This is a genomic window from Pseudomonas sp. Emmai, from assembly GCF_055179735.1.
Window position 1 is genome coordinate 4776342 of the sequence record NZ_CM143685.1, and the last position, 20597, is coordinate 4796938.

The 20597-nt window shown below is 62.1% G+C and carries 19 protein-coding genes and 2 pseudogenes; 11 read left to right on the forward strand and 10 right to left on the reverse strand.

The features are described 5' to 3' along the window. Window positions 1-161: 161 nt before the first annotated feature. Window positions 162-1466 carry an MFS transporter gene (locus ACY4LX_RS22050; RefSeq protein ID WP_463260632.1) on the forward strand — a complete coding sequence of 435 codons (1305 nt, stop codon included), beginning with the start codon at window positions 162-164 and terminating at the stop codon, window positions 1464-1466. Window positions 1467-1622: 156 nt separating this feature from the next. Here the strand turns inward: ACY4LX_RS22050 and ACY4LX_RS22055 are convergent, their stop codons facing one another. Continuing rightward, the gene (locus ACY4LX_RS22055) at window positions 1623-2663 is read right to left on the reverse strand and encodes an ABC transporter substrate-binding protein (protein WP_463257849.1); all 1041 of its coding nucleotides are present in this window, start codon (window positions 2661-2663) and stop codon (window positions 1623-1625) included. A 415-nt stretch (window positions 2664-3078) separates the two neighbouring features. Here ACY4LX_RS22055 and ACY4LX_RS22060 point away from each other — a divergent pair, with 415 nt between their 5' ends. The 7 genes from ACY4LX_RS22060 (at window position 3079) to ACY4LX_RS22090 (ending at window position 8746) form a co-directional block, all read left to right on the forward strand. Then, entirely contained in the window at window positions 3079-3855 is a 777-nt protein-coding gene (locus ACY4LX_RS22060; RefSeq protein ID WP_149659860.1) for an ABC transporter substrate-binding protein, read from the forward strand. A gap of 78 nt (window positions 3856-3933) precedes the next feature. Further along, window positions 3934-4623, forward strand: coding sequence for an ABC transporter permease (locus ACY4LX_RS22065; protein WP_149659861.1), 690 nt, complete (start codon window positions 3934-3936; stop codon window positions 4621-4623). Window positions 4624-4639: 16 nt separating this feature from the next. Next, a complete protein-coding gene (locus ACY4LX_RS22070; RefSeq protein WP_149659862.1) occupies window positions 4640-5335 on the forward strand; it encodes an ABC transporter permease in 696 nt (231 codons plus the stop codon). A 9-nt stretch (window positions 5336-5344) separates the two neighbouring features. Next, window positions 5345-6457, forward strand: a complete 1113-nt coding sequence (locus tag ACY4LX_RS22075) for a succinylglutamate desuccinylase/aspartoacylase family protein (RefSeq protein ID WP_463257850.1) — start codon at window positions 5345-5347, stop codon at window positions 6455-6457. A 19-nt stretch (window positions 6458-6476) separates the two neighbouring features. Then, entirely contained in the window at window positions 6477-7241 is a 765-nt protein-coding gene (locus ACY4LX_RS22080; RefSeq protein ID WP_463257851.1) for an ABC transporter ATP-binding protein, read from the forward strand. A gap of 81 nt (window positions 7242-7322) precedes the next feature. Then, on the forward strand, window positions 7323-8231 hold the full coding sequence (locus ACY4LX_RS22085) for a MurR/RpiR family transcriptional regulator (protein ID WP_463257852.1): 909 nt from the start codon (window positions 7323-7325) through the stop codon (window positions 8229-8231). Then, window positions 8228-8746, forward strand: a complete 519-nt coding sequence (locus ACY4LX_RS22090; protein WP_463257853.1) for a GNAT family N-acetyltransferase — start codon at window positions 8228-8230, stop codon at window positions 8744-8746. The genes ACY4LX_RS22085 and ACY4LX_RS22090 overlap by 4 nt, the downstream gene beginning before the upstream one ends. Here the strand turns inward: ACY4LX_RS22090 and ACY4LX_RS22095 are convergent. Beyond that, window positions 8741-9139 carry a VOC family protein gene (locus ACY4LX_RS22095; protein WP_463257854.1) on the reverse strand — a complete coding sequence of 133 codons (399 nt, stop codon included), beginning with the start codon at window positions 9137-9139 and terminating at the stop codon, window positions 8741-8743. The genes ACY4LX_RS22090 and ACY4LX_RS22095 overlap by 6 nt on opposite strands. 17 nt (window positions 9140-9156) lie before the next feature. Next, window positions 9157-9360: pseudogene (locus ACY4LX_RS22100) on the reverse strand (SDR family oxidoreductase); the annotation flags it as partial. 142 nt (window positions 9361-9502) lie between these two features. Between ACY4LX_RS22100 and ACY4LX_RS22105 the strand changes: the two are divergent. Both ACY4LX_RS22105 and ACY4LX_RS22110 read left to right on the forward strand, forming a co-directional pair. Continuing rightward, window positions 9503-9883 (forward strand): annotated as a pseudogene (locus tag ACY4LX_RS22105) (helix-turn-helix domain-containing protein); the annotation flags it as partial. A 26-nt stretch (window positions 9884-9909) separates the two neighbouring features. Then, window positions 9910-11316 carry a M15 family metallopeptidase gene (locus ACY4LX_RS22110; RefSeq protein WP_463257855.1) on the forward strand — a complete coding sequence of 469 codons (1407 nt, stop codon included), beginning with the start codon at window positions 9910-9912 and terminating at the stop codon, window positions 11314-11316. Window positions 11317-11473: 157 nt separating this feature from the next. Here ACY4LX_RS22110 and ACY4LX_RS22115 read toward each other — a convergent pair whose 3' ends face one another. Genes ACY4LX_RS22115 through ACY4LX_RS22135 form a run of 5 tightly spaced genes read right to left on the reverse strand, consistent with a single transcriptional unit; the run spans window position 11474 to window position 17037 of the window. Further along, window positions 11474-12319 carry a hypothetical protein gene (locus ACY4LX_RS22115; protein ID WP_463257856.1) on the reverse strand — a complete coding sequence of 282 codons (846 nt, stop codon included), beginning with the start codon at window positions 12317-12319 and terminating at the stop codon, window positions 11474-11476. Between the two features lie 55 nt (window positions 12320-12374). Further along, entirely contained in the window at window positions 12375-13604 is a 1230-nt protein-coding gene (locus ACY4LX_RS22120) for a pyridoxal phosphate-dependent aminotransferase (RefSeq protein ID WP_463257857.1), read from the reverse strand. Window positions 13605-13662: 58 nt separating this feature from the next. Next, window positions 13663-14904, reverse strand: coding sequence for an MFS transporter (locus ACY4LX_RS22125; protein WP_463257858.1), 1242 nt, complete (start codon window positions 14902-14904; stop codon window positions 13663-13665). 53 nt (window positions 14905-14957) lie between these two features. After that, window positions 14958-15782: a hypothetical protein gene (locus ACY4LX_RS22130; RefSeq protein ID WP_463257859.1), complete on the reverse strand. Its 825-nt coding sequence runs from the start codon at window positions 15780-15782 to the stop codon at window positions 14958-14960. A 34-nt stretch (window positions 15783-15816) separates the two neighbouring features. Further along, window positions 15817-17037, reverse strand: a complete 1221-nt coding sequence (locus ACY4LX_RS22135; protein WP_463257860.1) for an MFS transporter — start codon at window positions 17035-17037, stop codon at window positions 15817-15819. Between the two features lie 95 nt (window positions 17038-17132). Between ACY4LX_RS22135 and ACY4LX_RS22140 the strand changes: the two genes are divergently transcribed. Further along, window positions 17133-18035: a LysR family transcriptional regulator gene (locus tag ACY4LX_RS22140; protein WP_149659875.1), complete on the forward strand. Its 903-nt coding sequence runs from the start codon at window positions 17133-17135 to the stop codon at window positions 18033-18035. Between the two features lie 9 nt (window positions 18036-18044). Here ACY4LX_RS22140 and ACY4LX_RS22145 read toward each other — a convergent pair whose 3' ends face one another. Then, entirely contained in the window at window positions 18045-19487 is a 1443-nt protein-coding gene (locus ACY4LX_RS22145; protein ID WP_463257861.1) for a SulP family inorganic anion transporter, read from the reverse strand. A 610-nt stretch (window positions 19488-20097) separates the two neighbouring features. Then, window positions 20098-20556 (reverse strand): GNAT family N-acetyltransferase, encoded by a 459-nt coding sequence (locus ACY4LX_RS22150; protein WP_463257862.1) that lies wholly within the window; start codon window positions 20554-20556, stop codon window positions 20098-20100. Window positions 20557-20597 lie beyond the last annotated feature (41 nt).

Consider the following 20597-nt stretch of genomic DNA (forward strand, 5'->3'; position numbering starts at 1 on the left):
GCAAAAGATTTAGGTAGAGTGAGGGCCTTGCGCGTCGCCTGCACATGGGGAATCAGCATGATCCGTCTTTCAGTCATGGCCAGTCGAAACTGATGACTCAGCCCGCCGCGAATCTACCCGCCGCCGTCCCCGGCCAACTCTCCCCCCGAGAACGCCGTGGGCTGTTGGCGATTCTGGTGTCGATTGCCCTCGCGGTGCTCGACACCGCCATCGCCAACACCGCGCTGCCGACCATTGCCGCGGATTTGCAGGCCTCCCCTGCCGCGTCGGTGTGGATCATCAATGCCTATCAACTGGCGGCCGTGGCCACGCTGCTGCCGTTTGCCGCACTCGGCGGGATCATCGGCCATCGCAAGGTGTTCCTCAGCGGGATCATTCTGTTTGTGGTGGCGTCGGGATTGTGTGCGCTGGCGTGGTCGCTGCCGACCCTGACCGTGGCGCGGGTGCTCCAGGGTGTCGGGGCCAGCGCGATCATGAGCGTCAACGCCGCGTTGATCGGCTTGATCTTCCCCCCGGAACGCCTCGGTCGCGGTCTGGGCTTGAACGCGCTGGTGGTCGGCACCTGCTTCGCCGCCGGCCCGACCATCGCCTCTCTGGTGCTGTCGGTGGCCAATTGGCCGTGGCTGTTTGCGATCAACCTGCCCCTCGGTTTATTTGCCCTCGCCTTCGCCTGGAGTTCCTTGCCGACCAGTAAGCCCAGAGCCGTGGTGTTTGACCGGCTGACCGCGGTGCTCAACGTCATTGCGTTCGGTGCGTTGATCTTCTCCCTGAGCCAGGCAGCGCAGTTGGGCTCGGTGAGCAGCGTGGTGATCGCCCTGGCGGTGTTCCTGATCGCCGGGGCGTTGATGTTGCGCCGCGAGGCCGGGCATCCGACGCCGATGTTCCCGCTGGACCTGCTCAAGCGCCCGATGTTTGCCTTATCGGCGCTGACCGCGTTCTGTTCATTTGCTACCCAAGGCTTGGCGTTCGTCTCGCTGCCGTTCTTCTTCGAAACCACCCTGGGACGCGACCCGATCCAGACCGGTTTTCTGATGACCCCGTGGTCCATCGTGGTGGCCCTCATCGCACCGATGGCCGGGCGCCTGTCTGACACCTACCCGCCGGGCCTGCTCGGCGGCATCGGCCTGGCCATCCTCAGTGCGGGCATGGTCTCCTTCGCCTTGCTGCCAAGCGACCCCAGCGCCGCCGGGATCGTGATTCGCATGATCATCTGCGGCATCGGTTTCGGCTTCTTCCAGGCCCCCAACCAAAAAGCCCTGATGACCAGCGCCCCCCGGGAACGCGCCAGCGGTGCCAGCGGCACCATCGCCATGGCCCGGCTGATTGGCCAGGCAACCGGCGCGGCGTTGGTGGCGTTGAGTTTCGGAATTTCGGGAACTCACGGGCCGGTGCTGGCGTTGAGTATCGGGGCTGGGTTTGCGGCGGTGGGGAGTGTGGCGAGCGGGTTGCGGTTGGTAACGCGCTAAGCGAGAGACTCAAGGGCATGACACCAAACCTGCGGCGAGGGAGCTTGCTCCCGCTGGGTTGCGAAGCGCCCCCCAAAGAGGGACTGCTGCGCAGTCCAGCGGGAGCAAGCTCCCTCGCCACAGGTTATTCATCGTTAGTTCTATTTTTGAACGGATTCAACGCGCAGCCCACGCATTAAACCGCTCTTCCAGCTCCTCACCATGGTCCACCCAGAACTCCGCATCCACTGCCCGGGCCTTGGCCATGTTGGCGTCGGCGGTTGGCAGTTGCTGTTGCACTTGCGGCGGTAGCAGGGCCAAAGCCTGGCGGTGGACCGGGCCGTAGGGGATGTTTTCCGAGAACACTTTCTGGGTCTGGGGCTGGCTGGCGAAGGCGATGAAGCGCTCGGCCAGGGCCTTGTTTGGCGTGCCTTTGACCACGGCCCAGTATTCCGGGTCGTAGAGGCTTTGCGGCCAGACGATGCTCAGGTTCATGCCTTCTTTCTGCGCCGAGGCGATGCGGCCGTTGTAGGCGGCGCTCATGACCACGTCACCGGCAATCAACCACTGCGCCGGTTGGGCGCCGGCCTCCCACCACTGGATGTTCGACTTGATCTTGTCGAGCTTGGCAAAGGCGCGGCTCACGCCTTCAGGGGTGTTCAGGACTTTGTAGAGTTGATCCGGCGCGACGCCATCGGCCAGCAACGCGATTTCCAGGGTGTACTTGGCGCCTTTGCGCAGCCCGCGCTTGCCCGGGAAGTCGTTGACGTTCCAGAAGTCCGCCCAGGAGCTCGGGGTCTTGGTCAGTTTGTTCTGATCGTAGGCCATGACCATCGACCACACGTAGGTGGCCACGCCGCACTCGGTAAAGGTCCCCGGCACGTACTGGCTCTGGTCGCCAAAACTGGCGGCGTCCAGTTTCTCGAACAAACCGGCATCGCAGCCGCGCAACAGTTCCGGGCTTTCGACTTCAACCACGTCCCAACTGGTGTGGCCGACATCGACCATGGCCTTGATCTTCGACAGCTCGCCGTTGTATTCGCCGGCGACGATGCGTCCGGCACCGCTGGCGTTGAAAGGTTGGAAGTAGGCTTTGTCCTGGGCCTGCTTGGTGACGCCGCCAAAGGAAATGACGGTCAAATCCTGCGGCGTGGCGAATACACCAGTGCACAACAGGGCCAGGGAAAAAGGGATGCACGTACGTAAGGTTAAAGACATGGAACGCTCCCGCAGCTGTTTTTTTAAAATTAGGGTAAAGCCGGGCAGTGCTGGCCAGAGACCAATAACAGTTCCATCGTGCTGGCCTCCTGGGACCGACATCGTTATGAGCAACGGCTTCCATCCGGGAACGCCGAACCACGCAGGGTGTGGCTCGATAGTGCGACATCCCTCTACAGAGGAAAATTATTAAAAATATGCTTGGGAGCGATAAAAAAGCTCTCTAGCAGCGGATCCGACTGACGGTATTCGTCCCGCTCAAAGCGCTCTGCGACACGCTTCCCACCTTCAAGTCCTGCGCAAAGCCGGGATTTTTTTGCGCCTCGTTTTGATATGTTTATTTTCAGTGTATTGATTAATGAAATATTACGTGTCATTTATAGCCACACAAAAACAACCCCAAGGAGTCAACAATATGAACAAGACAGCACTTCTAGGCGCCCTGACCCTCTGCGCCGCGAGCTTCCTGGCCCACGCCGATGAAGACAGCCTGCGCATCGGCATCGAAGCCGCTTACCCGCCCTTCTCCTACAAGACGCCGGAAGGCAACGTCAGTGGTTTCGACTACGACATCGGCAACGCGCTGTGCGAGGAAATGAAGGTCAAGTGCGAGTGGGTGATCCAGGAGTTCGACGGCATGATCCCTTCGCTCAAAGTGCGCAAGATCGACGCGGTGCTGTCGTCGATGTCGATCACCGAAGACCGGATGAAGTCGGTCGACTTCAGCAAAAAGTACTACCACACGCCGGGCAAGTTCGCGATGAAGGCCGGCAACGTGATCAACGATCCGCTGGTGGACCTCAAGGGCAAGAAAGTCGGGGTGCAACGCTCTTCGACCTATGACCGCTTCGCCACCGAGCAACTGGAAACAGCCGGGGTCAGCGTCGTGCGCTACGGCTCGCAAAACGAAGCGTTCCTCGACCTCGCCTCGGGTCGCCTCGACGCCACCCTTGCCGACATTGTCAACACCGACGAGAGCTTTATCAAAACGCCAGCGGGCAAAGGTTTCGCCCTCGTCGGGCCAGACATCAACGACCCGAAATACTTCGGTCGCGGCGCCGGGATCGCGGTGCGCAAGGGGGACAGCGTGAACACCGCACGCCTCAACACCGCGATTGACGCGATCCGCGCCAACGGCAAGTACCAGCAAGTCATGGCCAAGTACTTCGCGTTCGATATCTACGGCGAGTAACCCCTACCTGTCACCCGGGCGCCCGTCTCCGGCACGCGGCGCAGCGGTTTGTCTCGCGGTTTTTTTGAGGACTTCATCATGCTTCACGGCTACGGATCGAGCATTCTCGATGGCGCCTGGCTGACCATCAACCTGGCCCTGACCTCCATGGCCATGGCGATTGCCCTCGGCCTGATCGGTGCAGCCTTTCGCCTGTCGCCCCTGAAATGGCTGGCCATGCTCGGCGAAAGCTACACCACGCTGATTCGCGGCATCCCGGACCTGGTGCTGATCCTGCTGATCTTCTACGGCGGCCAGGACCTGGTGAACCGCATCGCCCTTGCGCTGGGTTACACCCACTACATCGACATCAATCCCTTCATCGCCGGCGTCTGCACCATGGGCTTCATTTTCGGCGCCTACCTCTCGGAAACCTTTCGCGGCGCGTTCATGGCGATCCCCAAAGGCCAGGCCGAAGCCGGTGCGGCGTATGGCATGACGGGCGCACAAGTGTTCTGGCGAATCCTGGTGCCGCAGATGATTCGCTTCGCCATCCCGGGGTTCACCAACAACTGGCTGGTGCTGACCAAATCCACCGCGCTGATTTCGGTGATCGGCCTGCAGGACATGATGTTCAAAGCCAAAAACGCCGCGGATGCGACCCACGAGCCGTTCACCTTTTTTCTCGCAGTGGCGGCGCTGTACCTGATGCTCACCAGCGTGTCATTGCTGGTGCTGCGCTATCTGGAAAAACACTACTCGGTCGGCATCAAAGCCGCCGAATTGTGATCGGGAGCCACTGACAATGCTCGACTACAACCTGATCTGGGACAACCTGCCGCTGTACTTCAACGGCGCCTTGTTGACCCTCAAAGTGCTGCTCATTTCCCTGGCGTTCGGCCTGGTGCTGGCGATCCCGCTGGCCCTGATGCGCGTGTCCCGCTCGCCGCTGCTCAGCTTCCCGGCGTGGCTCTACACCTACGTGATTCGCGGCACGCCGATGCTGGTGCAATTGTTCCTGATCTATTACGGCCTGGCGCAGTTCGCTGCCGTGCGGGAAAGCGCGCTCTGGCCGTACCTGTCCAGCGCGACCTTTTGCGCTTGCCTGGCGTTCGCGATCAACACCAGTGCCTACAGCGCCGAACTGCTGGCCGGCAGCCTGAAGTCCACGGCCCACGGCGAGATCGAAGCCGCGAAAGCCATGGGCATGTCGCGCTTCACCTTGTACCGGCGAATCCTGCTGCCCTCGGCCCTGCGCCGGGCGCTGCCGCAGTACAGCAACGAAGTCTTGATGATGCTGCAAACCACCAGCCTGGCGTCGATTGTCACGCTGGTGGACATCACCGGCGCTGCGCGAACGGTCAGTGCGCGGTTCTATTTACCGTTCGAGGCGTTCATCACCGCCGGCCTGATCTACCTGGCCCTGACCTTCATTCTGGTGCGTCTGTTCAAGCTGGCCGAGCGCCGCTGGCTGGCGTACCTGGCACCGCGCAAGCACTAAGGAGCGTGTATGGAACACATTGAATATTTGTTGCCGTGGAGTGCTTCGGGCACGGAACGGCGCCTGTCGCTGTTTCGCTTTGGCAGCGGATCGCGCAAGGCGTACATCCAGGCCTCCCTGCATGCCGATGAGTTGCCGGGGATGCGCGTGGCGGTCGAGCTCAAGCGCCGCTTGCGGCTGCTGGAAGAACAAGGTCGGTTGAACGGCGTGATCGAACTGGTGCCGATGGCCAATCCGATCGGCATCGCCCAGATGTTCCAGGCCACGCATCAGGGTCGCTTCGAATTCAACAGCGGCAAGAATTTCAACCGCGACTTCCCGGAGCTGACCGAAGCCGTGGCAGCGTTGGTGCAAGGTCAACTGGGCGACGACGCCGACCTCAACACCACGCTGATCCGCCGCGCCATGAGTGACGTCCTCGCCGACATGCCACCCGCGACCTCGGAACTCGATGGCCTGCGTCGCCTGTTGCTGGAACACGCGTGTGACGCCGACGTGGTGCTGGACCTGCACTGCGATTTCGAGTCGATCATGCTGCTTTACGCCATGCCGCAAAACTGGCCGCGCCTGCGTTCATTGGCCGCTCGCCTCGGCGCCGGCGCCGCACTGCTGGCCGAAGATGCCGGCGGCAGTGCCTTCGATGAAGCCTGCGCCTTCCCTTGGTTGCGCTTGGCCGAGCTGTTCCCCGAAGCCGCTATTCCACTGGCGTGCGTGGCGACCACCATTGAATTGCGCGGCATGGCTGACACCGAGCGCGAGCCCTGCGTCGACAGCGCCGAAGCCATTCTCGGCTACCTCGCCGAACAAGGCCTGATCAGCGGTGACTGGCCCGAAGCGCCGTTATTCTGCTGTGACGCAACGCCGTTTGCCGGCGCGCAATACGCCTACGCGCCGCATCCCGGCGTGGTGAGTTTCCTGCAACCGCTGGGCGCGCGGGTCCGGGTTGGCGATCCATTGTTTGAAGTGCTCGATCCATTGACCGACCGCCACAGCATCGTGCGCGCCAGCACCGACGGCATCCTCTATGCCCGGGAACGCCTGCGTTTCGCCCAACCCGGTTTGTGGCTGGCCAAAGTTGCCGGTACCCGCCTTATTCGCCAGGGTCGCTTGCTCAGCGACTGATGCCAGAAGAGTGAACAGCATGTACAAACTTGAAATCCAGAACCTGCACAAAAGCTACGGCGCCCACCAAGTACTCAAGGGTGTTTCCCTGGAAGCGAAGGCCGGTGACGTGATCAGCATTATCGGCTCCAGCGGCTCCGGCAAAAGCACCTTCCTGCGCTGCATCAACCTGCTGGAACAGCCCAACGCCGGCAACATCGTGCTCAACGGCGAGCCACTGAAACTGGTCAGCAACACACTCGGCGGGCTCAAGGCTGCCGAGCCGAAACAGTTGCAACGCATGCGTTCGCGGCTGTCGATGGTGTTCCAGCACTTCAACCTGTGGTCGCACATGAGCGCCCTGGAAAATGTGATGGAAGCCCCGGTGCATGTGCTCGGGATGGGCAAGAAAGAAGCGCGGGAAAAGGCCGAGCATTACCTGAACAAAGTCGGCGTCGCCCATCGCAAGGACGCGTGGCCGGCGCACATGTCCGGCGGCGAGCAGCAGCGCGTGGCGATTGCCAGGGCACTGGCCATGGAACCGGAAGTGATGCTGTTCGACGAGCCGACCTCGGCCCTCGACCCGGAACTGGTGGGCGAAGTGCTCAAAGTCATGCAGGACCTGGCCCTGGAAGGCCGAACCATGGTCGTGGTGACCCACGAAATGGGCTTCGCCCGGGAGGTGTCGAACCAATTGGTGTTCCTGCACAAAGGCCAGGTCGAGGAGCGTGGCGACCCGCGCGAAGTGCTGGTCAACCCACAGTCCGAACGCCTGCAGCAGTTTCTGTCCGGGAGCTTGAAGTAATCCCGCTGGCGCTGCGCACCCACGGTTGGCTTCGGATACACTCCAGCCAACCTTATGCCCTCAGGAACTGTTGAGCCGCACATGCCGACCTCTTCGAAAAACACCACGGTCTATGCCGCGCCGGTCATGCGCAAACTGGCGGAAATCGTCGCCGAGTTGCCGCCGTCACTGCGCAAGGTTGCGGATTTTATCCTGCGTCACCCCTTGCGCGCCGCGACGTTGACCATCGAGGAGATGGCCCACGAAACCTCGACCTCGCCCGCCGCCGTCAACCGCCTGGCCAAAGCCATGGACCTCGGTGGCTACACCGGCATGAAGGCCGAACTGGTCGCCACCTTGCAGCAAATGGTGTCGCCGGTGGACAAGCTGCGCAACGAACTGGCCCAGCGCACCGGCGGCGCGTTTGGCCTGCATGAGCAAATCCACAGCGCCAGCAGCAACCTCGCCACGGCGGCGACCAACAACCATGCCGACACCTTCGAAGCCTTCGTCACCTGCCTGATCAATGCGCGCAAGATCTACATCCTCGGCTTTGGCAACAGCGTCTACTTCGCCGGCCTCGCCGCCTCGACCCTGATGCCGTTCTGCGCTGACGCGACCGCGATCAGCATGGAGGGCGGCAACGAAAACGCCGCGTACCGTTTGGCCGCGATCACCGATCAGGACGTGCTGCTGGCGATCTCCCTGCCGCGTTACTCCCTCGACACCCTGCAACTGGCGCGCTTCGCCAACGAGCGTGGCGCCACGGTGCTGGCGATCACCGACTCCCCCGCCTCGCCGCTGACCAGCATCGCCGAACACACCCTGTTCGCCCCGGCCGATCATCCGGTGCTGACCAGCTCCAACATCGCCGTGCTGGCGTTGATCGAAGGTTTGGTCGCGGGGGTGATGGCGCGGAACAAAGAAGCGGTGAAACTGGCGACCGAACTGACGGAAAGCGTGATGGCTTACCTGCACATTCCCAGCAGTGGCAAGGCACCAAAAAAATGATGATCACCACGGCGCGATTGATCCTGCGGCCACCGAACGCCGAAGACCTGGCGCGTCTGTTTGCGATCTACGGCGATCCGGCGACGAATCAATTCAACCCGGCCGGGCCGCTGGCCGACATCCATCGGGCTGAGGCCTTGCTGGAGGGCTGGCTTGAACACTGGAACGCCAACGGCTACGGACAATGGGCGATTGCCAGCCGTGACGCGCCGGAGCACATCATCGGTTTCGGTGGTATCGCGTTATACAACTACCTCGACGTCGAGCGCCTGAACCTCGGTTATCGGTTCGATAGCGCCGCGTGGGGCAAGGGTTATGCCACGGAACTCGGCAGCGCTGCGCTGACGTTTGCCTTTAACGAAATAAATGCCGAGCAGGTGTTTGCGCTGGTGCGGCCGAGCCACCGGGCCTCAATCGGCGTACTGGAAAAGATCGGCATGCAGCGCATCGATGTGCTCGATGATGTGCCGGGGCAACCGCAGAGCCTGGTGTTCAAGGCCAACCGTGACTCATGAGTGCTGCCAGCTCTTGTAGACGAACTCAAGGCTATAGCCATCCGGGTCGAACACATTGGCGGCGTAATAGCGCGGGTCGTAATACAGCCGTGCACTGGGCACGCCATTGTCGGTAGCGCCGGCCGCCATTGCCGCAGCGTAGGCGGCGTCCACTTCAGCGGTGCTGTTGGCGACGAACCCGACATGCGCGGCCCGGCCCTCGACCATCCCTTCGCGCAACCAGAAGAATACTCGCCCTTGCGCGCCGAAACCCTTGAGGTCCGGATGGCCCGGCGGACCGTCCTTGCCGTCGAAGTCGAGGCGTCCGGTAATCCCCAGCGGGGCGAGCGCCGCGCTGTAGAAACGCACCGAGCGCTCAATGTCACTGACCGAAATAAACACATGATCGAGCATGGATTCGCCTCCCTGATTCAGATGATGTAGCCGCCCGCCACTTCGATGCTCTGCCCGTTGACCCAAGCGCTGTCCTCGGACAATAGCGTGGCGATGACCCGCGCGACATCGTCCGGTTCGCCGACCCGACCGAGGACGGTTTGTGTGGCGAGCAGGGCTTCGAACTCGTCGTTCAGGCCGCCGCCCAGTTCCGTGCGGATCGCACTCGGAAACTGCCTGTTTCTGCTTTTTGCTTGCGCCACGGGTGGCCATGGGATCAGATGTCGCCCCATGAACGATCAACTGAATGAACTCAGAACCCTCGCCGCCAAGGCCGAAAACCGCCGCACCGAGACCGGCATCCCACGGGTGGCGATGGTCCAGGGCGCGATGCTGCGGGAAATCGCCGCGCCCGATTCGGCGATGACCCGCGTGAGCCTGGCCATCCAGTGGATCCGCCGCGACTTCGCCGAGCCATTGCGGGTGGATGCCTTGGCGCAGAAAGCGGCGATGAGTGTGTCGGCCTTCCACCGCCACTTTAAAGCCGTGACCAACTTCAGCCCCTTGCAGTATCAAAAACGCGTTCGGCTGCTGCATGCCCGCTCGCTGCTGGTGGCCAGCGCCCACAGCGTGACCAGCGCCGCGTTCGACGTCGGTTATGAAAGCACCACCCAGTTCAGTCGCGACTATGCCCGCGTATTCGGTCTGCCACCGGCGCGGGATGCGGCGCGGATTCTGGCGGATACCCGAGGCGCGAACCGGTGAATATGGACACTCTCTGGAGGCATCCCATGCACACACTCAGCAAAACCCTGACGGCCCTGTGCCTTATCGTACCGAGCATGGCCAGCGCCGAGCCTCGGCCCGAGCACATGGTTTATCTGCGCACCATCGCCCCGAGCATCGAGCAAGACATCCGCTACGCCACGGCCCATAACTTCACCGGCCACCCGCTCGACGGTTACGAGGTACCCGAGTGCCTGTTGTCGGCGGACGCGGCCAAGGCCCTCGCCCGGGTGCAAACCGCGCTGCATGCCGAAGGCTACGGGTTGAAGGTCTTCGATTGTTATCGCCCGGCCCGCGCGGTTGCCGACATGGGCCATTTCGCCAAGGTGCCGGGTGATCCGAGCAAAGCCGAGTTCTATGCGCGCGCGAACAAGCAGGACTTCTGGCGCCTGGGGTATGTGGCGCGGGTCTCGGGGCATTCCAAGGGCAGCACGGTGGACCTGACCCTGACCGGCCCAGGCGCCCTGCCCGCCGCTACCTGGACGCCTGCCGCCAAAAATGTCGACTGCACCGCCCCGTATGGTCAGCGCTGGCACGACGGCGCGCTCGACATGGGCACCGGTTTCGATTGCTTCGACGAACCGGCCCACACTGACAGCACCGCGATCAATGCGACCGCCCAAGCCAATCGCCAGCGACTGACCAGCGCCATGGAAAAAGAAGGGTTTGTCGGCTATTCGAAAGAGTGGTGGCACTTCACCTGGAACGGCAATCCGGCGTTGAACCAAGTGATGGATTTTCCCATTACCCCGATGGAACTCAGCCGCAGTCATCAGTTAATCATCGTCACCACTAAAAACTGGACCGACATCCAGGGCACCGCCCAGCGCTATGAGCGCCACGGGCAAACCTTTGAAAAATCCGGCGAACCGTTTACGGTAGTGGTCGGTAAAAGCGGACTGGCCTGGGGCAAGGGCCTGACCGTCGTTGACCAACGCGCAGGGCCGGTCAAACGCGAAGGTGACGGCAAAGCTCCGGCCGGGATCTTCAAACTCGGCACAGCGTTTGGTTACGACAAAACCGCCGATACCCAACTGCCCTACCTGCCGCTGAGCGCGACCGTCGAATGCGTCGATGACGGCCAGTCCACACGCTACAACCAACTGGTCGACGGCGCGACGCTGGCCAAGGACTGGAACAGTTCCGAAACCATGCGCCGCAAGGACGACATGTACCGCCAGGGGATTTTCATCGAGCACAACAGCCCGGCGGCGGCCGGTTCGGGCTCGTGCATTTTCTTCCATATCTGGCGCGGGCCAACGTCGCCGACACTGGGGTGTACGGCCATGGACCCGGCGAATATTGCGCGGTTGTTCACCTGGCTGGATCCACGGCAGACGCCGTTGCTGGTGCAGTTGCCCGAGGCGGAATATGCGCAGTTGCGTGAGCGTTGGGGGCTTCCAGAGCGGTGAAGCCAATCTATATGACCTGACACAAAACCTGTGGCGAGGGGGCTTGCCCCCTCACCACAGGCAAACCCCTTTGCCACCAGAATCCACTTACGGATGAGTCATGTCCAGGGGCACCAAGTAGTGGTCGAACTCCGCTGCAGAAATGGCCGGGATAGATTCAGTCCCAGGCAGGCACTTCGCTGCGCAACACCGACGCCATCTTCCCGAGGTGTTCACAGGCCTTGGCCACGTAGTCCCTGGACAGCCGCTCGATGCGCAGGTAGTTGATCGGTCGTGCGGTCGCGCTGGCGTAGAGTTCCAGTGCCTGTGCCGCATGCTTGAAATGCCGGGCCTCGACGCTGCCGCAATGCACACTGAGGAACGCGGCGACGCGATTGGCCTCACCCGACGGATAACCCCGCACTTCGCGCAGCCACTGTTTCCACATCGGGGTCATCAGGTTGTATTCGCCAGTGTTGAACAGCTCGGTCATGGCCATCATTTCCAGCGCTTCGATGAGCTCCGGTGCCAGGGGGCTTTTCTCCCCGACCCCACTGGAAAACGCCTTGGTGACCGGGTCCTGGAAGCGGTCCTGGAGGCGCCAGTCATCGGAGCCGCAAATGGCCGACGCCATGCGGTAATACAACTTCGAATGGTGCGGATGCCCGTGCATTTCGCCGAGCCCCACGTCTTCAATGATGATTTCGCCGCAGTGCCGCGCCGCTTCCAGCATCTTCAACTTGCCATCGTCGGTTAACGACTCGGACTCCTGCAGGATCCGCACAATAATGCTGGAGACCGCATGGGCCTCGCCGTCCGGGCTGCGCCAGCCGCAAAAGAACGTGCACAGTGACGACTCGGTCCAGTTGCTGGACGTCATGTCGACATAGGTTTCGCAATATTTATCCAGCTTGTCGGGGTGGCGGTGAAAACCACTCAGCAGCGCTTCAACAAGATTTCTGTCCTCGACATCAACCAGTGCCTGATTGACGTACCCGATAAAATTCCGGCTCAACTGTTCCACGGCTTATCTCCTTATTAGGTGGTTCATTGCTCTAGGGCAAGATGAATACCCGCCGTCAATCCGCGACGACGTCTGCCATGAACTGAACGAAACGCGTCATGCCTTCGATCAATTCTTCACGCTCGACGGCGTAGGAAATCCGGATGCTGTTGGGGTCGCCGCAGCCTGAGCCGGGGACGACGGCAATATGCGCCTCGCTCAATAACAGATCGGCGAGATGATCGACGTCGCGGATTTTCGTGCCGAGGTAACGGCAACCCAGCTTCCGGGAGACATCGATATAGAGGTAAAACGCCCCTTCCGGTGGCGCGCAGGTCACGGCGTCGACATAACCCAGACTGGTACACGCTGCCTGCAGTTGGCTGTCGAGGAAGGTATTGATCTGGCGGGCGAAGTCCGGTGAATCGGCGATCAAGGCGTTCAGCGCCGCATATTGGGCAAGGCTGCTGGGGTGGGACGTGGTGTGGCCCTGCAAGTTGTGCATGGCCGCGATGACCTGGGCCGGGGCGCAGGCGTAACCGATGCGCCAGCCCGTGACGGCCTGGCTCTTGGAGAACGAATCGACCAGTACCGTCTGGTTTTTCAGGGCCGGAAACAGCGACACGATGTTGTGATGTTCATGGGGATGGCGCACCAGTTTGCGGTAGCACTCATCGAACACCACCCAGAGCCGATGATCGAAGGCGAGCTTGGCAATCTTGCGCAACTCCTCTCGTTGATAAACCGTGCCCGTGGGGTTGTTCGGGGTGTTGATCACGATCATTTTGGTGCGTGGCGACAAGGCTCTTTCAACGGCGTTGCAGGTCAAGCGATAGTCGTTGCCTCGGGTATCGACAAACACGGGTGTGGCGCCGGCCAACAGGATCTGCGTGGGCGAGTTTTCCCAGTAAGGCGTCGGCACAATCACCTCATCACCGGGATTGAGCAGCACCATCGCCGCGTTGTAGAGCGCTTGTTTGGCGCCGGCGGTCACGGCCACTTCATTGGCGGCGTACGGGACGCCGCAGCGCTGGCTGACCTGTTGCGCCAGGCGTTCACGAAGCTGAGGCAAGCCAATGGGCGGTGTGTAGCGATTGCGTGCGCCGTTGATGGCGTCGATGGCGCCCGCCTTCATGTCCGCGCTGGCATCGAACGATAGTTCGCCCGCCGCGAAGTTGATGACCTTGATGCCACTTTCTTTCAAGGCATTGGCTTTGCTGCGCATGCTGGAGGTGCCGGGCGCCTTGAGAATCAGGGCACGATGGGATAACGCCAATCGGATTGCAGAGGGCTCACTGTGATTCATTCTTCTACCTGCGAAAACGACTTGAAAACCAAGCGACCGGCTCACGGGCGGTGGCCCGTCAACGACTCGCGCGCTGATACAACCGTGCATCCGCGTCCAGGCCGCGTTGTACACACCAGGACAACGGCAGCGTCAGCAACAGGGTGGCGGCCAACAGCATCACCGCGACGGGCACCCCAGTGACGTCGCCGAGAGCGCCAAACAACACCGGCGCCAGCGCGCCAGCGCCGATGGTGCCGGTGTAAAACACCGCGAACGCCCGCTCGCGTTTGCCCGGCCCTGCCAGATCGGGCACGGCGCCGTACAACACCGACGAGGTGCCGTTCAACGCCAGCCCCAACAGCGGCAACATCACCATCAGGCCGAAAAACGGCAGGTACACCGCCATCACGATCAGCACCGCCGTGGTGAACTCGGTCAGCCACACGGTCTTGACCATGCCAATGCGCGCGCCCAGGTAACCGCACAGCAACTTGCCGAACGCGCCGCCCACGAACAGCATCGTCAAGGCCAGGCCGATGCCCGCCGTACCGGCGCCCTTGTCTTTGAGCAGAAAGGGCAAGAAGGTGAGAAAGCCCATGCGCACCGCGCTGTCCAGGGTGCCGGTCAGGATCAGGGCGCGCAGCCCGCTGGCGGAACCCTGTCCATTTATCGCCTTGGACGCTTTGCTTTTTGCCGACACCGACTCAGTACGTGCCGGGATCAACCACCACAGCAGTCCCGCAGCGGCCAGACCTAGCAGGCCCAGCAGCGTGACGCTGGCACGCCAACTGATGACCGTCAGCAACAGACCGATCAACCCCGGGATCAACGTCTTGCCGATATCGCCGGAGAAGTTGTACTGCGCCAACGCTTGCTTGACCCCGCCGCCCGCCTCGTAACTGTCGGTGATCAACGACGAGGCCAGTGGGTGCTGGGTACTGGCGCCCAATCCGCCCAACAGCAGCGCCAGCAACAGCACCGTCAACCCGCCCGCCTGCCCGGCCAGCAAATAGGCCAGGCCGGCGAGTGCCGTTCCGCCCACCAGCAGGCGCTCGCGCCCCCAGCGTTTGGCGGCGCGGCTGGCCAACAGCTGGAACCCGGCCATCATCCCTGCATAGGCCCCGCGCAGCAGGCCGATCTGGGCGAAACTCAGGCCGAACTGCGCCTGCCAGATCGGCAACAGCACGTAGATAACGTCGCTCAACCCGTCATGCACGGCATGCGCGCCGCAGCCCGCCACCAGCGAACGACGACGCACGCAGGCATCGGCCGGTGGCGTGGTGCGCGGGCGAACCACTTCGTGTGTCAAATCGTTCATCGTCGTGTGCGACTTGAAAGTGGATGTAGAGAGTCAAGCAGGCTGAGCCACCGTCACTGCAACAGCTGCGCGCAATCCTTCATCACCGTGGCTTTGCGACGCAGGTACTCGGCGAAGATTTCCCGCGCGGTCTGGTGGTCGACGGCGATTTGCATGGCATCGACAAATTCACTGACCGCCGCTACGGCATGGGCGAAATGATTGCTCTCGGTGCCGCCGGTATGCACGGTGACCCAGGCGACGGTGGCGCGGGCCTTGGCTTCCGGCACACCCATGTCGCGCACGAACCACTGCTTGTACAGCGGGTGGATAAATTCCACTTCACCGTGGGTGTACACCTCGTGGATCAAGGTCGTGAGCAGGCCCTGCAACAAATCGCGATCACGCAGGCGACGGGTGTCGGTCCAGTCCTTGAAGGCCTGGGCTGAAGGCAGGCAGTTTTCCTTCAGCAGCCACTGGTCATCGCCGCACAACGGCGTGGCCATGTTGTAGAACAGGTCCGAGTGCACGATGTTGCCTAGCGCACCCAAGTCCTCGTCGGTGATTCGTTGCAGACTGCCGCAGGCCCGGTACAGCTGCTCGGCGCACTCGGAACCTTGCTCGGAGCGCGCCAGCAAGGTAATGCGGTTGGCCAGGCCGGACACACTGGTGGCCGAGTTGTTGGTCTTGGACCAACTGGCGAAAAACTTGCGCAAGGCGACCGGCGAATGACGACGCGAGGTGAGTTGCTCGAACGCATTTTCAATGTCCACCAGCGCCTCTTCTTCACTCCAGAAGGCCTCGAACAGCGCATGCTTCAACACACTGGCAGGCATGTCGTTCAGCACCGGTTCGACGATCTTCAACAACTGGCTGTGGCGGGTCATTACGTTACTCATGGTCACCTCTTATATTCCCTTATTGGATGATGAATCAGGCAGGTTCACCGGTTCGGCTGGAACCGTTGCGGCCGCGTGCGACCGGTGTATCGGGGGTGTCGGGTTTGAGGGGTTTCCAGCCGGTCAAGGCAATCAGCAGCGACAACAGCTGGAAGCCGATGATCAGCGCCACGCAGCCTTGCCAGCCCCAGCGACTCCAGATCATCGCCGGGACGATGGCGCCGAAACTGCCGCCCAGGTAATAGCCGGTCAGGTACAGGCCCACGGCACCGGCCTTGTTGCGTTGGGCGGTGGCCGTGATGAAGGCATTCGCCGACGCCTGGGCCAGAAACACACCGGTCGAACTCAGGGCCAGACCCAGCACGATCAGCCACAGCGAAGGCATCAGGGTCAGGATCGAGCCGCAGACCCCGAGCAGCACCGCGCCGGTAAGTAATTCGGATTGCGGTCGCAGTTTGCTCAAGCGGCCGGCAATCGGAATGACCACCAGCGCCAGCAGGAACACCGCATAAATCGTCCCCAGTGCCGCCGCGCCCAGGTTGAACGGCGCCTGGCTGAGGTAGAGCCCGGCGTAGGTAAAGGTCGCCACTTGGGAAAACAGCACACAAAAACCGACGCCGTACGCCGCCAGCAGGGGCTTGTGGCACAGGTCGCGAAACGTGTGCGCACGCACAGGCAAAGCCTGGGTCGTCAACACTGGATTGGCCGGCAGCAGGATGTGGATGGCCACGCCGACCAGCAAGCTGATGATCGCCAGCAGTTCAAAGGCCTCACGCCAGCCCACGTATTGCGTCATGATCCCCGACACGAAGCGCCCGGCAAAACCGCCCAGCACCGTCCCCGCCACATACAGGCTGGTGATTTCGGTGACGGTGCCGCCGCGCCAGCGGTCGCCGATGTACGCTACGCTGGTGGCGAACACCACCGGGATGAGCATGCCTTCGATAAAGCGCCACACCAGCAGTTCGGCAAAGCTGCCGGCACGGGCGGCCAGCAGCGCCGGCACCGCCAAAAACAACGCCGCGACCACAATCACCGAGCGTTGCTCGAAGCGACCGGTCAAGCGGCTGACAAACGGGGCCGTGAGGGCGACCGCCAGGGTGGTCACGGTGATACTCCAGCCGGCCTGACGAGCGCTCACCTGAAAACTCAGGGCAAACACCTGGAGAATGCTCTGGGTTGAATAGAGGTTGAGAAAAGCCGCACAGCCACACAGAAACAGGGCGACGCGAGCACTGTGCAGGCGCGAATTCATGAGACCTCTCGTTTTAATGCCGGAGGTCTTTATAGAATGCGCAGCCCGCCGAACACCAATACCGAATTCGGACCGATCAATACCTAGGGATCAGGATGCTCGACCTACGCAAGCTACGTTACTTTTTGACGGTCGCCGAAGAACTGCACTTTGGCCGCGCGGCATTGCGCCTGCACCTCGCCCAACCTCCCCTGACCCGACAGATTTCGGCCCTGGAAACCGAGCTGGGCTTTCGCCTGTTTGATCGCACCAGCCGCACGGTCACGCTCACGGCCCAGGGTCGGCATTTCCTGCCTTACGCCCAAGCGGTCCTGGACCAGGCCAACCTGACCGAAGTCATCGCCGGCAAGTTGGCCGCCGGTACTGCCGGTCAGTTGGCGCTGGGTTACGCCAGTTCGATCGCGCTGTCGGATCCGTTCAGCCAAACCCTGCAAGCCTTTGCCCAACGTTTCCCGGACGTGCAACTGACCCTGGTGGAAAGTGCGTCCGCCAGTCTGTATTCGCAAGTGGTCGATGGCCGCATCGATATCGGCCTGAGCCGTCTGCTGCCGGAACCGGGGCAAACCGAGGTTCAGGTCCTGTCGCTGGGCGGCGAACCCCTGGTGGCCGCCCTCTCCAGCGACAACCCGTTGGCCAGCCAGGACGAGGTCACCCTGGCCCAGCTCAGTGCGCACCCCTTGATTCTGTTTCCAGCCGATTACGGCTCCGGGCTCAATGAATCCATCGAGCACCTGTACCGCTGCAACGACCTGCCCATCCGTCCGGGGCCGTCGGGGCGGCAAATCACTTCGATCATCGCCTTGGTGGCCGCCGGCCAGGGTGTCGCCCTGGTTCCCGAGTGCGCCAGGACCCTGGCCAAAAAAGGCGTGACCTATCGGCCGCTGGCAGACCCCACCGCCCGTGCGGAACTGCTGATTCTCACGCGAACCCAGGGGCGCAGCCTGCTCGTCGAGGCCTTTATGGGCGTGGTCGAGGAACTGCTGCAGCGGGATCGATGAAGCCGGCGATCAGTAATCCCCGCCTGCCCGCTTGAGCATTTGCTTGCAGCGTTCCGACAGGTGAAACACCCGCAGATGCTTGCCGGCCTTGTCGTAGCGTTCGCGCAGGGTTTTCAGCGCCGCGATGGCCGAGTAGTCGACGAAGCTCAGGTGACGGCAATCAAGGGTCACTAGGGCGGGATCGTTGGCGGGATCGAACTGATTGAGAAACGGCGCGGTGGAGGCGAAGAACAACGTGCCGTGCAGGCGGTAGAGTTTGCTGCCGTCGGTTTCCAGGTAGGTGTCGGCGTACAGCTCACGGGCCTGCTGCCAGGCGAAGTTGAGCGCGGCAATGATGATCCCGCAGAGCACCGCTGTGGCGAGGTCGGTGAACACGGTGATGGTGGTCACGGCGATGATCACCAGCACATCGTTGAGCGGCACTTTGTTGATCACCCGCAACGAGGCCCAGGCGAAGGTCTGCTGCGACACCACGAACATCACCCCCACCAGCGCGGCCAGCGGAATGCGCTCGATCAGCGGCGATAGAAACAACACGAACAGCAGAATCATGACCCCGGCGATCACCCCGGAAAGCCGACCACGCCCGCCGGAACTGAGGTTGATCACGGTCTGGCCGATCATCGCGCAGCCGCCCATGCCGCCGAACACCCCCGACACCATATTCGCCGCGCCCAGCGCCACGCACTCACGATCCGGGTAGCCACGGCTCTCGGTGATTTCGTCGGTGAGGTTCAACGTCAGCAGGGTTTCCAGCAGGCCGACCAGCGCCATCAAAATCGCGTAGGGCGCGACGATGCGCAGGGTTTCGAGAGACCAGGGAATGTCTGGCAACGCCAACGTCGGCAAGCCGCCGGCGATGTGCGCCATGTCACCCAAGGTGCGAGTCGGCAGGCCAAGCAGGTACACCGCCAGCCCGACACCGAGGATCGCCACCAAGGCGGGCGGCACCGCGCGCGTCAGGCGCGGCAACAGATAGACGATCGCCATGGTCAGCGCCACTAACCCGCTCATCACGTACAGCGGCGTGCCGCTGAGCCAGGTGTCGCCGCTCTTGAAGTGCTCCAACTGCGCCAACGCAATGATGATCGCCAGCCCGTTGACGAAACCGAGCATCACCGGGTGCGGCACCATGCGCACCAGTTTACCCAGCCGCAACAGCCCGAACGCCATCATGATCAACCCACCCAACAGCACCGTCGCCAGCAAATACTGCACGCCGTGCTGCACCACCAACGCCACAATCACCACCGCCATCGACCCGGCCGCCCCGGACACCATCCCCGGCCGCCCGCCGAACAGCGCGGTCAATGTGCAAATGATGAACGCGCCGTAGAGGCCCATCAGTGGATTGAGATGTGCGACCAGGGCGAAGGCGATGCATTCGGGCAGCAACGCAAAAGAGGTCGTGAGCCCGGCCAGGGCATCGGCGCGTAGGCGTTGTGGTTTCATGGCTTACCTGAAAATGCGGGCCGGTGAAGCTGGCCGCGGGGAGTGGCGGGGAATGAGGGGGGGATGTTACGGAATTGGGGGTGGTTGGGCCAGTGGTTGGTCGCTCCTACACGCAAATCAAGCCCGATCCCTTGTAGGAGCGAAGCTTGCTCGCGAAGGCGTCGTGCCTGACACACCGCGTTATCGTTCTTCGCGAGCAAGCTTTGCTCCTACGGTGATGGCGTCGGGTCTGGTGTATTGCGTTATCGTTCTTCGCGGGCAAGCCTTGCTCCTACACACCAATCAGCCCCGATCCCTTGTAGGAGCGAAGCTTGCTCGCGAAGGCGTCGTGCCTGACACACCGCGTTATCGTTCTTCGCGAGCAAGCTTTGCTCCTACGGTGATGGCGTCGGGTCTGGTGTATTGCGTTATCGTTCTTCGCGGGCAAGCCTTGCTCCTACACACCAATCAGCCCCGATCCCTTGTAGGAGCGAAGCTTGCTCGCGAAGGCGTCGTGCCTGACACACCGCGTTATCGTTCTTCGCGAGCAAGCTTTGCTCCTACGGTGATGGCGTCGGGTCTGGTGTATTGCGTTATCGTTCTTCGCGGGCAAGCCTCGCTCCTACTCAGATCAGACCTGCTTCAAATCGAGGCCGTAGGTGTAATAGCCCGTATCCCGCACATACCCCAACGATTCATACAACCGCTGCGCGCCAAAGTTATCCGTGGCCGTTTCCAGCACCAATCCCTTCGCCCCCGTCGACAGCGCAAACGCGCGGGCGGTGTTCATCAGCAACGTCCCTACCCCGCGGCCCCGCGCAGCCGGTGCGGTGAAGAGGTCGCTGAGCAACCACGTTCGGTGAGCATCGATGGAGGAAAACGTCGGGTAGAGCTGGACGAAACCCAGTGCCTGACTGTCATCGGCCAGGGCGAGGAAGATCGCGGATTCATCCAGGGCGATGCGCTCGGCGATGAAGTCCCGGGACTGCTGCAGGTTCGAAGGCTGGCCGTAGAAACCGCGATAGGCGTCGAAGAGTCGGGCGACTGGGTCGAGGTGGCTGGCGTCGGCGCGTTGGGCGTGGATGGTCATGCTGTTCCCTCCTTAGGGTTTGGTCCGAGTGTAGCGGGCCG

Bases quoted from the DNA above. Each gene is read 5' to 3' on its own strand.
- ACY4LX_RS22110 (WP_463257855.1), top strand. From the start codon at position 9,910: ATGCACACACTCAGCAAAACCCTGACGGCCCTGTGCCTTATCGTACCG.
- ACY4LX_RS22085 (WP_463257852.1), top strand. From the start codon at position 7,323: ATGCCGACCTCTTCGAAAAACACCACGGTCTATGCCGCGCCGGTCATG.
- ACY4LX_RS22090 (WP_463257853.1), top strand. From the start codon at position 8,228: ATGATGATCACCACGGCGCGATTGATCCTGCGGCCACCGAACGCCGAA.
- ACY4LX_RS22065 (WP_149659861.1), top strand. From the start codon at position 3,934: ATGCTTCACGGCTACGGATCGAGCATTCTCGATGGCGCCTGGCTGACC.
- ACY4LX_RS22055 (WP_463257849.1), bottom strand. From the start codon at position 2,663: ATGTCTTTAACCTTACGTACGTGCATCCCTTTTTCCCTGGCCCTGTTG.
- ACY4LX_RS22130 (WP_463257859.1), bottom strand. From the start codon at position 15,782: ATGAGTAACGTAATGACCCGCCACAGCCAGTTGTTGAAGATCGTCGAA.
- ACY4LX_RS22150 (WP_463257862.1), bottom strand. From the start codon at position 20,556: ATGACCATCCACGCCCAACGCGCCGACGCCAGCCACCTCGACCCAGTC.
- ACY4LX_RS22075 (WP_463257850.1), top strand. From the start codon at position 5,345: ATGGAACACATTGAATATTTGTTGCCGTGGAGTGCTTCGGGCACGGAA.
- ACY4LX_RS22070 (WP_149659862.1), top strand. From the start codon at position 4,640: ATGCTCGACTACAACCTGATCTGGGACAACCTGCCGCTGTACTTCAAC.
- ACY4LX_RS22125 (WP_463257858.1), bottom strand. From the start codon at position 14,904: ATGAACGATTTGACACACGAAGTGGTTCGCCCGCGCACCACGCCACCG.
- ACY4LX_RS22080 (WP_463257851.1), top strand. From the start codon at position 6,477: ATGTACAAACTTGAAATCCAGAACCTGCACAAAAGCTACGGCGCCCAC.
- ACY4LX_RS22120 (WP_463257857.1), bottom strand. From the start codon at position 13,604: ATGAATCACAGTGAGCCCTCTGCAATCCGATTGGCGTTATCCCATCGT.
- ACY4LX_RS22135 (WP_463257860.1), bottom strand. From the start codon at position 17,037: ATGAATTCGCGCCTGCACAGTGCTCGCGTCGCCCTGTTTCTGTGTGGC.
- ACY4LX_RS22145 (WP_463257861.1), bottom strand. From the start codon at position 19,487: ATGAAACCACAACGCCTACGCGCCGATGCCCTGGCCGGGCTCACGACC.
- ACY4LX_RS22060 (WP_149659860.1), top strand. From the start codon at position 3,079: ATGAACAAGACAGCACTTCTAGGCGCCCTGACCCTCTGCGCCGCGAGC.
- ACY4LX_RS22095 (WP_463257854.1), bottom strand. From the start codon at position 9,139: ATGCTCGATCATGTGTTTATTTCGGTCAGTGACATTGAGCGCTCGGTG.
- ACY4LX_RS22140 (WP_149659875.1), top strand. From the start codon at position 17,133: ATGCTCGACCTACGCAAGCTACGTTACTTTTTGACGGTCGCCGAAGAA.